Source organism: Streptomyces sp. NBC_01384 (assembly GCF_045040035.1).
In the GTDB taxonomy this organism is placed as follows: domain Bacteria; phylum Actinomycetota; class Actinomycetes; order Streptomycetales; family Streptomycetaceae; genus Streptomyces.
The window spans coordinates 5,979,445-5,993,877 of sequence record NZ_CP109559.1 but is presented as its reverse complement, the minus strand read 5'-3'; the positions used below and the strand labels follow the sequence as shown (position 1 = coordinate 5,993,877).

At 71.2% G+C, this 14,433-nt stretch carries 10 protein-coding genes and 1 other RNA gene; 2 read left to right on the top strand and 9 right to left on the bottom strand.

Annotated elements, in window-relative coordinates; all coding sequences use genetic code 11:
• Positions 1-379: 379 nt before the first annotated feature.
• The 5 genes from ssrA to ftsE all read right to left on the bottom strand — a co-directional run bounded on the left by ssrA (position 380) and on the right by ftsE (position 4,346).
• Positions 380-768: a transfer-messenger RNA gene (gene ssrA, locus OG747_RS27555) on the bottom strand.
• Positions 769-854: 86 nt separating this feature from the next.
• Positions 855-1,397, bottom strand: coding sequence for an SsrA-binding protein SmpB (gene smpB / locus OG747_RS27550; RefSeq protein WP_054229635.1), 543 nt, complete (start codon positions 1,395-1,397; stop codon positions 855-857).
• A gap of 69 nt (positions 1,398-1,466) precedes the next feature.
• Positions 1,467-2,633 carry a S41 family peptidase gene (locus OG747_RS27545; protein ID WP_405882080.1) on the bottom strand — a complete coding sequence of 389 codons (1,167 nt, stop codon included), beginning with the start codon at positions 2,631-2,633 and terminating at the stop codon, positions 1,467-1,469.
• 67 nt (positions 2,634-2,700) lie between these two features.
• Positions 2,701-3,618, bottom strand: a complete 918-nt coding sequence (gene ftsX, locus OG747_RS27540; RefSeq protein WP_405882079.1) for a permease-like cell division protein FtsX — start codon at positions 3,616-3,618, stop codon at positions 2,701-2,703.
• Between the two features lie 38 nt (positions 3,619-3,656).
• Entirely contained in the window at positions 3,657-4,346 is a 690-nt protein-coding gene (ftsE, locus tag OG747_RS27535) for a cell division ATP-binding protein FtsE (RefSeq protein ID WP_405882078.1), read from the bottom strand.
• A 286-nt stretch (positions 4,347-4,632) separates the two neighbouring features.
• Between ftsE and OG747_RS27530 the strand changes: the two genes are divergently transcribed.
• Positions 4,633-4,824, top strand: coding sequence for a hypothetical protein (locus tag OG747_RS27530; protein WP_356140973.1), 192 nt, complete (start codon positions 4,633-4,635; stop codon positions 4,822-4,824).
• Positions 4,825-4,932: 108 nt separating this feature from the next.
• On the opposite strand, the gene OG747_RS27525 is transcribed toward OG747_RS27530, so the two are convergent.
• The 4 genes from OG747_RS27525 to OG747_RS27510 all read right to left on the bottom strand — a co-directional run bounded on the left by OG747_RS27525 (position 4,933) and on the right by OG747_RS27510 (position 10,389).
• Complete coding sequence (locus OG747_RS27525) at positions 4,933-5,523, bottom strand: hypothetical protein (RefSeq protein ID WP_405882077.1); 591 nt, start codon at positions 5,521-5,523, stop codon at positions 4,933-4,935.
• 321 nt (positions 5,524-5,844) lie between these two features.
• Positions 5,845-6,951 (bottom strand): peptide chain release factor 2, encoded by a 1,107-nt coding sequence (gene prfB, locus OG747_RS27520; RefSeq protein ID WP_405882076.1) that lies wholly within the window; start codon positions 6,949-6,951, stop codon positions 5,845-5,847.
• Positions 6,952-7,239: 288 nt separating this feature from the next.
• A complete protein-coding gene (locus tag OG747_RS27515; RefSeq protein WP_405882075.1) occupies positions 7,240-8,478 on the bottom strand; it encodes a serine/threonine-protein kinase in 1,239 nt (412 codons plus the stop codon).
• Positions 8,479-8,583: 105 nt separating this feature from the next.
• The gene (locus tag OG747_RS27510) at positions 8,584-10,389 is read right to left on the bottom strand and encodes a serine/threonine-protein kinase (protein ID WP_405882074.1); all 1,806 of its coding nucleotides are present in this window, start codon (positions 10,387-10,389) and stop codon (positions 8,584-8,586) included.
• Positions 10,390-10,877: 488 nt separating this feature from the next.
• Here OG747_RS27510 and OG747_RS27505 point away from each other — a divergent pair, with 488 nt between their 5' ends.
• Positions 10,878-14,405: an FHA domain-containing protein gene (locus tag OG747_RS27505; protein ID WP_405882073.1), complete on the top strand. Its 3,528-nt coding sequence runs from the start codon at positions 10,878-10,880 to the stop codon at positions 14,403-14,405.
• Positions 14,406-14,433 lie beyond the last annotated feature (28 nt).

The window sequence follows — 14,433 nt, the reverse complement described above, 5'->3', positions numbered from 1 at the left end:
AGGGGTCAGACTCCGCCAGGCACGGCGATCACCATAGGCAGAGATGACCGGGACAGGACAATGAATATGTCGAGGCCAAAACGGTGTGGCGCGATAGCACCCATGGCGGCCGACAGCCCCCGACACGAGCAAGTCCCGTGCGTAAACAGGGGATTACATGTGTGCCCCTCGTGAAGACAGCGGCCGGCCGGGCGGGCCGGGCAGGCCTTCTCCCGCCAGAGTTGGCCAAAAATCGCCCCTCCAGCCCATCGCCCGCCACGGCCCGTCACCGTCACCATCGCCCGCCATCGTCGGCTACCGGCATGACAAAGGCCCCGCCGCTCGAAAGCGACGGGGCCTTTGCCCACATGGGATGTGGAGGTCCGGGAGAACCTCCTGATCGTGGAGATGGCGGGAATCGAACCCGCGTCCACCGGTGCAGAATCAGGGCTTCTCCGTGTGCAGTTCGCTGCGATTTTCTCGGCCCCGGCGATCCCGCGAACAAGTCGCCGACGGGCCCAGTCACTGTTTGATTTCCCATCGAACCCCGTGACCGGGCTCGATGGTTTAGTTCCCTAGATTATGCCAGGGTCCGGGTCGGGAACACCCCCGGGCTGACACCCATTAAGGGTCCTTCACTCACTGCTTATTAGGCAGCGAGGGCGAAGGACTGGGAATCGCTCTTAGAATTGGCGATTATTGGTTGCGACATATGGTTAACGAGATCATTGTCGCTTCCTCGACACGCTTCCCCTGCTTCGACAGCCGCTGTCGAAACCGATCATCCCCATGTTGTTTTTTCAAACCGCTACACACCCGCTGTGGGGTGCACTACCCATCGTACGTGACCAACGCACGCCGATGCCACCGTATTCCTACTCGCCGCGCTGCTTGCGCTTCGCCGCCGCGATCGCGCGGTCCGACTCCCGGCGGTCCTGCTTCTCGCGCAGGGTCTGCCGCTTGTCGTACTCCTTCTTGCCGCGGGCGAGCGCGATCTCGGCCTTCGCGCGGCCGTCCTTGAAGTACAGGGCGAGGGGCACGATCGTGTGACCCGTCTCCTCGGACTTCGAGGCCAGCTTGTCGATCTCCTCGCGGTGCAGGAGCAGCTTGCGCTTGCGGCGCACCGTGTGGTTGGTCCACGTACCCTGGCTGTACTCGGGGATGTGGGCGTTGTGCAGCCACGCCTCGTTCCCGTCGATCTGGACGAAGCCGTCGGTCAGCGAGGCGCGTCCCTGGCGCAGCGACTTCACCTCGGTGCCGGTGAGCACGAGCCCGGCCTCGTAGGTGTCGATGATCGCGTAGTCGTGCCGTGCCTTCTTGTTCTGCGCGACGATCTTGCGCTTGCCGTCCTTGGCCTTCGCGGCCCCTCCGCCCTGCTTGGGCTGGGACTCCTTCGGTACGTACATTCCCTTACTCATAGTGCTGACCATTTTCGCACTACAGGGGGGTCCGGGGGAAAGCCGATTACAAGAGCACCGAGCTGGTGACTACGAAGGGTCCCCGAGGCCGCTGAGCACGGTCTCCGCCCGCTCCAGGGCCTCCGCGTCCACCTCCAGGTCGGGGGTGATGCCCCGCCCGTCGACGCCGTGCCCGGCGGGGGTGCGGTAGTGCCCGACGGTCAGCTCGGCGACGGAGCCGTCGGGCAGCCGGCTCGGCATCTGGATCGAGCCCTTGCCGAAGGTCCTGGAGCCCACGACGACCGCACGGCCGCGGTCCTGGAGGGCCCCGGTGAGCAGCTCGGCCGCGCTCATCGTGCCGCCGTCGACGAGCGCGACCAGGGGTCTGGTGGTGTCGCCGCCGGGATCGGCGTGCAGGGCGCGCTGCGCGCCGTTGACGTCGTAGGTGGCGACCAGGCCGCCGTCGAGGAAGGCGGAGGCGGCGGTGACGGCCTCGGTGACCAGGCCGCCGGAGTTGCCGCGCAGGTCGAGGACGATCCCGGCGTGCTCGGGGGCCTGGTCGACGGCGGTCCTTACGGCGTCGCCGACGCCCTTGGTGAAGGCGGCGACCTTGATCACGGTGACGCCGCCGGGGACCTTGCGTACGGTCACGGAGTCCGTGGACAGTCTGGCCCGGCGCAAGGTCTCGCTCCACGCGCGCGTGCCGCGCTCCAGGCCGAGGGAGACCTTCGTACCGGCGGCGGCGGCGTCCGCGTCGCCGCGCAGTGAGGAGACGACCTCGGTGACCGGGCGGCCGTCGACCTTCTCCCCGTCGACGCTGCGCAGCCGGTCGCCCTTGCGGATCCCGGCGCCGGCCGCGGGCGAGCCGCTCTGGACGCGGGTCACTTCGATACGTCCGTCCGCCTGACGCCTGGCCCACAGCCCGACGCCCGTGTACTGGCCGTCGAGGGCCTCCTCGAACTCCTCGTACTCGCCCTGGGAGTAGACCGCGCCCCAGCGGTCGCCGCTGCGGCTGACGGCCCGCTCGGCGGCTTCCATGGGCGACTTGCCGTCGGCCATCGCCTCGGCGGCGGCGTCGGCGACCGCCTCGCGGTGGGCGGCCGCCGACGAACGCGCCGACGGATGCGGGGATTTCCGGTCCGGATCACCGAAGGACCCGGTCGCGGCCCCCGCGACGAGAACGCTCGCGAAAAGCAATGTCAGGGCGGCCCCGCGGCCTGCGCGGCGGGGCTGGCAGAACAGGTCTCGGCCTGACATGGCGGTGAGTCTAGGACAACGCAAAGGGCCGTACCGCCGGTTGGCAGTACGGCCCCCTTGGCATGCGTCACACCTTCAGGTACTTGCGCAACGCGAAGAACGCGGCCAGCGCGGGCATCACCAGACTCGTCGCAAGGATGAGCGGCAGCTTGGTAAACACGGCGTCCCAGCCGATGAAGTTGATCAGATTGAGCTTGTGGGACAGCGCCAGACCGTGATCGATGATGAAGTAGCGGGCGACCAGCAGGAATCCGCACGCCACCCCGCCGCCGATGAGCCCGGCGACCGCGGCCTCCATGATGAACGGCGCCTGGATGTAGAACCCGGAGGCGCCGACGAGGCGCATGATGCCCGTCTCTCTCCGTCGGCTGAACGCGGAGACGCGCACGGTGTTGACGATCAGCATCAGGGCGACGACGAGCATCATCGCCATCACCGCGCGCGCGGCCCAGTTCATGCCGTTGAGCAGTCCGAAGAGGTTGTCCAGGATGCCCTTCTGGTCCTGCACCGACTGCACGCCGTCACGCCCGTCGAAGGCGGTCGCGATGACCTTGTACTTCTGCGGGTCCTTCAGCTTGATGCGGTACGACTCCTGCATCTGGTCCGGCGTGAGGGAGCTGGCCAGCGGGGAGTCGCCGAACTGCTCCTTGTAGTGCTTGTACGCCTGGTCCGCCGACTCGTAGGAGATCTTCTCGACGACGGACATCTTGCCGAGGTCACTCTTGATCTGGGCCTTCTGCTCGGCGGTCACGGCCCCCTTGGCGCAGTGGGGATCGGACTGCGCGTCGCTCTTGTTGCAGAGGAAGATCGAGACGTTGACCTTGTCGTACCAGTAGCCCTTCATGGTGCTCACCTGGTCGCTCATCAGCAGCGAACCACCGAACAGGGCGAGGGAGAGGGCGACCGAGACGACGACCGCGAAGGTCATCGTGAGGTTGCGACGGAGACCGACACCGATCTCCGACAGAACGAACTGGGCGCGCATGGCGTCTGCTAAGCCTTTCCGTGGACGTCGTCAGTGCGTCAGTGCTGGTAGCCGTAGACGCCGCGTGCCTGGTCGCGGACGAGACGGCCCTTCTCCAGCTCGATGACGCGCTTGCGCATCTGGTCCACGATGTTCTGGTCGTGGGTCGCCATCACCACAGTCGTGCCCGTCCGGTTGATGCGGTCGAGCAGTTTCATGATGCCGACGGAGGTCTGCGGGTCGAGGTTGCCGGTCGGCTCGTCGGCGATCAGCAGCTTGGGCCGGTTGACGAAGGCTCGCGCGATGGCGACGCGCTGCTGCTCACCGCCGGACAGCTCGCCGGGCATCCGGTCCTCCTTGCCGCCGAGCCCGACGAGGTCGAGCACCTGGGGCACGGACTTGCGGATCTCACCGCGGGACTTGCCGATGACCTCCTGGGCGAAGGCCACGTTCTCGGCGACCGTCTTGTTCGGCAGGAGACGGAAGTCCTGGAAGACGGTCCCCAGCTGGCGCCGCATCTGCGGCACCTTCCAGTTGGAAATGCGCGCGAGGTCCTTGCCCAGGACGTGCACCTGACCGTGGCTGCACCGCTCCTCGCGGAGGATCAGCCGCAGGAAGGTGGACTTCCCGGAGCCGGAGGACCCCACGAGGAACACGAACTCACCGCGCTCGACCTCAAGGGTGACATCCCTGAGAGCGGGGTGGGTCTGCTTGGGGTAGACCTTGGAGACACTGTCGAATCGGATCACGGATGCACCACGGGTCGCCGGGGGTAGGTGTGCGTGACCATACGCGAACCGGGTGTACGAGCGCAGTCTCCGGTCGGGGTTGCGCCGGGTTGTGCGTTTTTGCACAGCCCCAGGAGCCGCCCGGCCACCCCACCGAGAACGGCCGTTTCCCGGACTGACCCGTGGAGCGCGGGGCAGGATAAGGCGAGCCGCGCCGAAATCCGCGGAACCTGGCACAGTGGAAGGGGAACGGTTGCGTTCCCCGCGGCGTTATGTAGGCGGAGGACAGCGCAAGGAGGGCAAGCGCATGACGTACGACCGATTGGTGTGCGCGAACTGCGCGGCGCCCGTCAGCGAGGGTCGCTGCCCGGTCTGCCGTGCGAACCGGGAGCGGCTGCAGCAGGAGAGCCCCTTCGCGGGACTGAACCCGATGGCGCTGATCGCGCTGCTCGCCGTACTGATCGCGGCGGTGGCACTGCTGGCGCACCAGACGGCGTGAGCCTCACGAGAGCGTTGGTGTGACCAGAATCACTCCCCGACATGCCTGACGCGGGAGGGGCCCGGAGCGAGCTGCTCCGGGCCCCTCCCGTGCCTGCACTCAGGTGCGTCAGGCGGCTGCGCCGCGGCCACCCATGAGACGCGGCAGCAGACGGAAGCCGACACCGCCCGCGATCATCGTGGCGGCGCCGACCAGCAGGAACGTGGTCTCGGCGGCACCCGTCTCGGCCAGCTGGCCCTTCTTGCCCTGGACAGAGGTGCCGGAGGAGGTGTCCGAGCCGGTGTCGGTCAGGCCGGAGGAACCCTTGCCCTGCTCGACGGGCTTGGAGCCGCCGTCGGGGTTGCTGTCATTGCCGGTGCCGGTGCCGGACCCGCCGGTCGGGTCGTCCGTCGGGTCGGTGGGCTCGGTCGGCTCCTCGGTCGGGTCCGTGGGCTCGTCCGTAGGCGCGATGGTGGTCGGAGCGGTCTCCGACGGGGCCGTCTCGGTGGGCGCCGGCGGGGTGCTCTCCGGGGTGCTCGGAGTCGTCTCGGTGGGCTCCGGCGAGGTCGGAATACCCGTCTCGGTCGGGGTGGGGCTCGGGTCGTCGGCCGTGGTGCCGACGTAAGCCGAGGCGGCACCCGCGGCAGTCAGAGAGGCACCGGCGGCGATCACCACACCTGCGGCTATCCGTGCAACGCGGATCCGCGTCTTCTTGGTCATCTGCTTGCTACCCCCAGTAGCTGATCGTCAATGGAGCAGCGCCCGGGGCCACGGCGTCACAGGTGGCTCACTCAGCCCCCCGGTTCACATGCGCCCCAGAGATACGCATGCCACGCGCCACCTTTCCCAGTTTTCACAGCAACGTCAAGGTCGTTGCGTACGCGATGTCCAGATCAACGTCATTTGCCTGCCGTGAGGTCATGTGACTGTGACGTAAAACCCAGAAACCCCACACACAAAAGGCAACTGCCGCCCGGCAGGCGGCAGTTGCCTTGTCGACAAAGAGGCATCAAGAGGTGTCCGGAGACACCAGGAGACGGCTTACTTCTCCTGCTGCTTGCGCCAGCGAATTCCGGCCTCGAGGAATCCGTCGATCTCACCGCCGAAAACGGCCTCCGGGTTACCGACCTCGAACTCGGTCCGCAGATCCTTGACCATCTGGTACGGGTGCAGGACGTACGAACGCATCTGGTTGCCCCAGGAGTTCCCGCCGTCGCCCTTGAGGGCGTCCATCCTGGCCTGCTCCTCCTGGCGGCGCCGCTCGAGCAGCTTGGCCTGGAGCACGTTCATCGCGCTCGCTTTGTTCTGGATCTGCGACCGCTCGTTCTGGCAGGAGACGACGATGCCGGTGGGGAGGTGGGTGAGCCGCACCGCGGAGTCGGTGGTGTTGACGCCCTGGCCGCCCGGGCCGGACGACCGGTACACGTCGACGCGCAGCTCGGACTCGTCGATCTCGATGTGATCGGTCTGCTCGACGACGGGCAGGATCTCGACTCCGGCGAAGGAGGTCTGCCGACGCCCCTGGTTGTCGAAGGGCGAGATCCGCACGAGGCGGTGGGTGCCCTGCTCCACGGACAGCGTTCCGTACGCGTACGGGATGTGGACGGCGAAGGTGGTGGACTTGATGCCCGCCTCTTCCGCGTACGAGGTCTCGTAGAGCTCGGTCTTGTACCCGTGCCGCTCGGCCCAGCGCAGGTACATGCGCTGCAGCTTCTCGGCGAAGTCGGAGGCGTCGACGCCGCCGGCCTCGGCACGGATGGTGACGACGGCCTCACGGGAGTCGTACTCCCCGGAGAGCAGCGTGCGCACTTCCATCTCGTCCAGCGCCTTCTTGACGGCGACGAGCTCGGACTCGGCCTCGGCACGGGTGTCCGGGTCGTCCTCCTCCTCGGCCATCTCGAAGAGCACGCTCAGATCGTCGATACGCCCGCGCAGCGCCTCGGCCTTCCTGACCTCCGCCTGGAGGTGGCTCAGCTTGCTGGTGATCTTCTGCGCCTCGTCAGGGTCGTCCCACAGGGACGGCGCGGCCGCCTGCTCCTCGAGCACGGCGACATCTGCCCTCAGCTTGTCGAGGTCCAGGACGGCCTCGATCGACTCCATGGTCGAGGAGAGGGACTTGAGCTCTTCGGATACATCGACGACTGCCACGCCTCCAGCGTAACGGCTGCCGCAAGCGGGGCTTGCCCCTCGTTCGACGGGGGCTGCGCAACGGGGCGGGCCGGGCCCGGGGCGCGCTGGGGGGTTTCCTCGCCCCCGCCGCCCCTACCCGTCCCATCCCCCGGGGCTCCGCCCCGGACCCCGGCCGGGGTTGTTCGGCTGCGGGTGGGTGGGGGGTTGATCGCGCAGTTCCCCGCGCCCCTAGGGCGGGGCTGCGCCCCGAATCCCCGGCCCACCCCGAATCGCCCGGCTGCGGGTGGGCTGGGGCTGGGAAGGTGCTTATGGGGAAGCGGGGGCTGAGTTCTTGGTGTCCTGGGGGGTGGCTCCCGCGTCGTCGCCCGAGGTGGCCAGCCACGTGCCGACACCCACGGCGGCGACAAGGACGGCCCCCGCCACCCCCAGTGTGATCCGACGGCGGCGCGCGGACGCCCGGTGCCGGGCCGACCCCGGCCGAGGCGCCCCCGCCGCCCGCGGCGCACGAGCCGTCCCGCGCGCCCCACCCGCCAGCTCATCGGGCCCCGGCACCCGCATCGACGTATGGGTGTCCCGGTTGGAGTCCGGCGTGGCCCCCGGCACCAACGGGACCGCCCCCCGCCGCGCCCGCGAAGCCGGCACCGCGGGTTCCACGGTCTCGCCCTCGTGGACGTCCTCCGCCGGCTCACCGTCCGGCTCGTCCACGTCCAACGGCGGCATCCCCGCCAGCAACGGCAACTGTTCCCGCAGCCGCGCCCCCAGCTCGGACGCCCGCAGCCGCGACGCCGGCGCCTTGGCCAGACACTGCACGATCAGCTGCCACAGCTCTTCGGGGATACCGGGAAGCGGTACGACCCTCTCGGTCACATGCCGCCGCAGCACCGCCCCCGGATGCCCGCCCCCGAAGGGCGTGAACCCGGCAAGGAGCTCGTACAGGACAGTCGCCAAGGCATAGATGTCGACGGCGGCCCGCGGTGGCAGTCCCTCGATGATCTCGGGCGCGAGATAGTCCGGCGTGCCGATGATCTTCGTGGCCCGGGTCCGCCGCGGCGAGTCGATGAGTTTGGCCACACCGAAGTCGGTGAGCAGTGCGGGGTGCGAGCCGCCGGGGCCGAGCGGGCCCTGCATGTCGAGCAGCACGTTCTCCGGCTTCACGTCCCGGTGCACGACCCCCGCCGCATGCGCCGCCGCCAGCCCGTCCGCGACATCGGCCACGATCGCGACGGCCGCCTCGGGCGCGAGCCGGCGTTCCCGGTCGAGCCGGGTGCGCAGATCCGTACCCCGTACGAGATCCATGACGAGCGCGAGGTCATTGCCGTCGACGACGAGATCCCGTACCGCCACCACATGCGGATGATCGAGCCCGAGCAGAGCCGTGCGCTCCTGTACGAAGCGGCCCACCAGCTCCTGGTCGGACGCGAGGTCCTCGCGCAGCAGCTTGATGGCGACGGGCCCCTCAGGTCCGTCACCGAGCCACACCGTGCCGGCGCTACCCCGCCCCAGAATCTGGTTGGCGGTGTACCGGCTCCCGATCTTCCGTGCCAAGACTGCTCCTACTGACGCGTGTTGTCGCTAAAAGTACGCGTCCGAAGACCCAACCTTCACTCCGGAGACGGAAATCACCCGTCAGGTGTCGACAAATCCCCAAGGTTAGTTACCGGAGCCGCCGAGTTTCCCGATCCACTTGGTGGCTTTGTGGAACCCGCTGCTCAGCAGGTCCCAGAACCCCTTGGTGGTCCCGATCCAATGCTGAAGCGGGCTGAATTCCCAGATCAGCCACGCGGCGACGAACAGGATGACGATCGTGAACAGGCAGCCCTTGAGGCAGCCGAGTCCCGGGATCCTCATCGGGTTGGCGCTGCGCTGCCGCGGCTCGCGCGGCTGCCGGGGCGCCGGGGCCGCGGGCTGCTGCGGCGCGGGCGCGTACCGCTGAGGCTGCTGCTGCGGCTGGTGCTGGGGCGCGGGCGCGTACCCCTGCGGCGGCTGCTGACGCTGCTGCCGGCGCTGAGGCTGCTGCTGCGGCTGGGGCTGCTGGGGCGCGTACTGCTGCGGTTGCTGCTGAGGGGCGTACTGCTGCGGCTGTTGCTGCTGCGGATACCCGTACCCGGGCGGCGGCTGCTGTCCCTGCGGCGGCCGCTGCTGTTGCTGCTGGGGCCGCGCGACCTGCCGCTGCGGGCGGCGGCGCAGCGGGTCCTGTCCGGGATCGAGGTACTGGACCTGCGTCTGCTCGTTGCGGTCCCGGGCCGCCCGCATCTGACTCTGCCAGGGGTGCGGGTCCTCGCCCTGCCCAGGCTGACCCGGCTGTCCCTGCTGCCCGCCCGGCTGGTGATGCGGCACCGGTGGCATGACGGCGGTCGGGTCGGCGGCGCCGCGGTGCGGGAGTACGGCGGTGGGGTCGGCGGCACCGGGGACGCCGGGGGCGCCGGTGTGCGGCAGGACGCTGGTCGCGCCGTTCGGGTCGTACGCCCCCGGAGCCACCGGAGCGCTGTGCCGCAGCACCTGCGTGGGGTCGGCAGCGCCGGGCAGGCCCGGAACCGCCGTCGGCATCGGGTCGGGGGCGAGCAGCGCGCCCACCCCCTCCGCGGCGGCGATCTGCGCGGCGGTGGCGTGCACGCCGACACCCTGGGCGACGGCGCGCAGCCCGCGCGCGAGGTTCTCGGCGCTGGGCCGCTCGTCCGGGTTCTTGCGCAGGCAGCGCTCTATGACCGTCCACAGGGGGTCCGGGACGGTGGACGGGCGGCGCGGCTCCGCGCTCAGGTGCTGGTGCAGTACCTCGAGCGCGGACTCGCCCGCGAACGGCGGACGGCCGGTGACCAGCTCGTACAGCAGGATGCCCGCCCCGTAGATGTCGACGGCGGACGTCTGCGGACGTCCCTCCGCGGACTCGGGCGCCACGTACGCGGGCGTGCCGACGAACTCGTGGGTGCGGGTGAGGCCAGGGGAGTCGGCGAGCCGGGCGATGCCGAAGTCGGTGAGCATCGGGTGCATCTGGCCGCCGTCCTGCTTGAGCAGGACGTTCGCGGGCTTCAGATCGCGGTGTACGACACCGTCGGCGTGGCTGGCGGCCAGCGCGTCGGCGACCTGGGCGGTGAGGAGGGCGGCGGCCACGGGCGAGAACGGCCCGTTCTCGCGCAGGTACCGGTGCAGGTCGGGCCCGTCGATCAGGTCCATGACGAGCGCGAGCAGGTCGCCTTCGACGACGAGGTCCCGTACCCGCACGATGTTCGGGTGGGTCAGGCGCAGCAGGACGGAGCGCTCGCGCAGGAACCGCATCACGATGTCCGCGTCGTTGGCGAGTTCCTCCTTGAGGACCTTGATCGCCACGGTCTCGCCGGGCTGCCCCGCGACGGCCGCCTCGGCGCCCGCGGTCTCCCGCTGGCGGGCTCGCCAGACAGTGCCTGTGGCGCCGCGCCCAAGCGGCTCCTCAAGGAGGTACTTGCTCCCTACCGGCCGCACGTCATGCGCTCCCTGTTACTTGCTTGCCTGGTCCGTCCGCCGTCGTCAGCGTGCTCCAGCGGTTGCGCCCCACTGTAGTGCCGGGATACATGGCACTGGACTGTCGTCTTCCTGTGTTTCCCACCGCTTCCCATGGGCGGGTGCGCTTCGCATAAGCGCTTACGTACGCGCTCCCGTACATGTTCGATGGAAAGACGCTCGCATCGGGCGGTTGGTTGCCGAATGGGTTCCGAATGGGTTCCGCGGGGACGACGTGACCGATCTCAAGCGGGCACCGGTCGAGCACTGGTCAGGCACTTTTGCGGGCAGAGCCGACCAATCAAGATCACTTGCGGGTGGGCGGCGGGCGTGTTGTCAGTGACAGGTGCGAGGATGCCTTCAGTACTGGCCGACGTGCCCGTGTGCGGTGGGGGAATCTGCGGTGGGGGGACCGCGGCACAGCCTCGCCCTCCTCACGGGCGCCTGTGCGGAAGGGACCGCTGACGGCGATGCAGATCCGGCTGACCGTCGTTGACCCGTTGGGCTCGCCCTCGGAGCCGCGGGGGCGTGCCGCGGCCTGCGATGTGCTGGTCACCGCTCCCGCCGGGACGGCGCTGGCGGCGGTGGCGGCGGGTCTGGCCTCGGCGGTCGGCGGGGACGGGGGGAGTGGCCAGCCCGAGCGGAGCCGAGAGCTCGGGGGCGGTCCGGTCGTGCTGTACGCGGGCGCGGAGCGCCTCGACGGCCAGCGCTGCACGCTGGGCGAGCCGCCTCTGACGGACGGTGCCGTGCTGTCGTTGGGCTCGCCCGCGGAGCCCGGTCCGGACGTGGACGACGTCGCGGCCCAGCTCCATGTGGTCGGGGGCCCCGACGCGGGCGGCGTCCACCTGCTGCACGGCGGCCGGATCGACATCGGCCGCTCCGCCGACGCGGACGTCCCGCTGGACGACCCCGACGTATCCCGCCTGCACTGCGCGGTCACGGTCACCCCGGAGGGCCGCGTCTCGGTCACGGACCTGGGATCCACGAACGGTACGACGCTGGACGGCATCCCCGTGGACACCCGCCCGGTCCGCTTCGCGCAGGGCGCGCTCCTGCGTGTCGGCGAGTCCGCCCTGCGGCTGGTTCCGCCCGGCGGCGCGGGGCCTGTGGGGACGACGCCGGACGGGGAGGGCCACGTCAGGGTGACGACGGTCACCGGACCCGCCGCCACCGGACCCGCCGCCCGCCCGAAGCCCGACTCCGGGCCGGTCTCCGGGTCTTCGGCGCCTCCTACGCCCTCCATGCCTGCCGTGACCCACGCGCGCGTGGGTCCCTTCTCCGGCGCGGACGGCATCCCCGTCCCGCCCGCCGGTGAGACACATCACGGCTACGGATCGGCGGAGTGGGGAGCCGCCGGGGGTGTCCCCGGAGCGCAGGAGCACGGCCCGGTCGTACCGCCGCGCACCGCGCCGAGGCCCGTGCCGCCCGTCGTGCCCGAGCAGGGCAGGGCCCCCCGCATCGAGGACAGGCCGACGGGACCGTCCGGTCCGGACACGCCGGCGACCAGAGCCACGACCCGGGCCACGGCCACCTCCGACCCGGCCACCTCCGCCTCGGCCACCCCCTACCCGGGCACCGCCGCCCCGAGCACCCGCAAAGGCACCCCCATGCGGGGCACCGACGTGCCGCCCGGTGTGCGCAAGCGGGGCGGATTCGGCGCGTGGGCGCGGCGGCTGACCGGGGGCCGGGGCGAGCTGTCCGGCACCGGGCCGCAAGGCCCGTACGACACGGACGGAGACGACGGGGCCGCCGAGTTCCTGGCGGCCTCCCTGCCCGCCCAGGCCCCGGAGAGCTGGCCCGACCCCGCGACGCTGCTGCTCACGGCGCTGGGACCGGGACCGCGGCTGTGGGAGCGCGGCCCGGGCCACCCGGAGACGCTGACGGTACGGCTGGGGACGGCCGACCGGGCGGCGCCCGACGGTTCGGGGCTGTTGCCCGCGGTGCCGGTGACCGCGGGCCTGCGGGAGGTCGGCGCGCTGGGCCTGGCGGGACCCCGGGCGCGGCTGGCCGGGCTGGCCCGCTCGGTGGTGGCCCAGCTCGCCGCGCTGCACTCCCCCGATGCCCTCGACATCGTCCTGATCAGCACGGACCGCTCCCGCTCGGCCGAGGAGCGCACCGCCGAGTGGTCCTGGCTCGGCTGGCTCCCCCACCTGCGTCCCACCCACGGCCAGGACTGCCGCCTCCTCCTCGCCTACGACCGCGAACAGGCGACGGCCCGCACGGACGAACTGCTGCGCCGCCTGGAGGACCACCTCACGGAATCGGGCGGCACCCACGGCACCCACGGTTCGCGCGACACGTACGGCAAGCACGGCGAGTACGACAAGGCCGATCGCATCCCCCTGGACGCACGGGGCGGCGCCCGGCGCCCCTCCTGGGCCCGGGACGAGGACCCGGCGGACGGAGGTTACGACGGCCCGTACACCGTGCTCGTGGTGGACGGCGACCCCGGCGGCGCGGACGTACGGGAGGCCGTGCTGCGGCTGGCGCACGACGGGCCCCGAGCGGGCATCCATGTGGTGTGCCTCGCCGAGACCGCGTCGGCCTCGCCGTCGTCCCCGGTGACGGACACGTACGAGGCGGCCTGCGAGGCGTCACCGGCGTTCCGGGGGTGCGGGGCGGTGGCGCTGCTCAGCGGGGATGTGGCGACGGCGCTGCGGCTGCTGCGAGTGGCGTCCGGCGGCCCCGTGGGTCAGGGCACGGTCGCCGCCGTGGACGCGGTGTCACCGGCCTGGGCGGAGCGGTTCGCCCGCGCGCTGGCGCCTCTCCGCACGGACGGCACCCACCCCGACCACCGCGCGCGCCTGTCCGCACCCCTGCCTCAAGCGGCACGCCTGCTCGACGAGTTGGGACTCGCCCGCGCCACCCCCGCGTCACTCATGACACGTTGGGCGGACGCGGCGGACGACTCGGAGTCGCTCGGCGGCCGTGCCCGGGCGGTCCTCGGCGCGGGCCCGCGCGGACCGGTGGCCGTGGACCTCCCCGCCGAAGGCCCGCACCTCCTGATCGAGGGCCCACCGGCCAGTGGCCGTACGGAACTTCTCCGCTCGATCGCCGCGTCCCTGGCCGCCGCGGAGCGCCCCGACCGGCTCGGTATCGTCCTGATGGACGGCCGGGACAGCACCGGCGGCCATGGCACGGGCCAGGGAACCGAGGGACTGCAGGGCCTGCGGGTCTGCACCGACCTCCCCCACGTCACCACCCACCTCACCGCCAACGACCCCGTACGGATGCGGGAGTTCGCCCAGTCCCTGAGCGCCGAACTGAAGCGGCGGGCGGAACTCCTCGGCCGGCTGGACTTCACGGAGTGGCACACCAACCGCGAGGTGACGGGCCGGATAGTCACGCAGCGCGCGCCCAAGCCTTCCCCCGGAGCACCGCCCGGCGCTGTCTCCTCCTCCGGCGCCGCGGACCTGGACGCGCATCCCAGCTCGACCCTGCGGCTGCGCCCGGCGGCCACCCGCGAGCGCACGGATCCGGGCCCCCCGCTGGCCCGTCTCGTCGTCATGGTCGACGACCTGGACGCCCTGCTCTCCCCCGCCCTGGGATCACCGGGCCGGCCGGCGGCCGGTTCGGTCGTACGAGCGCTGGAAGCGGTCGCCCGCGACGGTGACCGCCTGGGCGTACACCTCGTGGCATCCGCCGCGGACGACGGCCGCACGGCCACCACCGAACTGGGCCGCGCCGCCGCCCTCCGCATCACCCTCGACCCGGTGTCACCCGGTGCGGACGAACCCGCCCCCGGCCGCGGCCGCCTGGCCACCCCGGACGGCCGCCTCACTCCCTTCCAGGCCGGCCGCGTCACGGGCCGCATCCCCCGCACCGCCACCCTCCGCCCCACGGTCGTCCCCCTGGAGTGGCACCGCATGGGCGACCCCCCGGCCCGCCGCCCGGTCCGCGAACTCGGCAACGGGCCGACGGACTTGGCACTGCTGGCCAGTGCGCTGGAGCGGGCGGCACGCTCGGTGGCGGCGGTGGAGGTGCCGTCGCTGTTGTAGCCCAGGGCGCTTCAGGTGGTCCGGTGTG

Excerpts from the sequence above, each read along its gene's own strand:
- smpB (WP_054229635.1), bottom strand. The coding sequence starts at position 1,397 with ATGAGTAAGGGAATGTACGTACCGAAGGAGTCCCAGCCCAAGCAGGGC.
- OG747_RS27545 (WP_405882080.1), bottom strand. The coding sequence starts at position 2,633 with ATGTCAGGCCGAGACCTGTTCTGCCAGCCCCGCCGCGCAGGCCGCGGG.
- ftsX (WP_405882079.1), bottom strand. The coding sequence starts at position 3,618 with ATGCGCGCCCAGTTCGTTCTGTCGGAGATCGGTGTCGGTCTCCGTCGC.
- OG747_RS27530 (WP_356140973.1), top strand. The coding sequence starts at position 4,633 with ATGACGTACGACCGATTGGTGTGCGCGAACTGCGCGGCGCCCGTCAGC.
- OG747_RS27525 (WP_405882077.1), bottom strand. The coding sequence starts at position 5,523 with ATGACCAAGAAGACGCGGATCCGCGTTGCACGGATAGCCGCAGGTGTG.
- OG747_RS27505 (WP_405882073.1), top strand. The coding sequence starts at position 10,878 with ATGCAGATCCGGCTGACCGTCGTTGACCCGTTGGGCTCGCCCTCGGAG.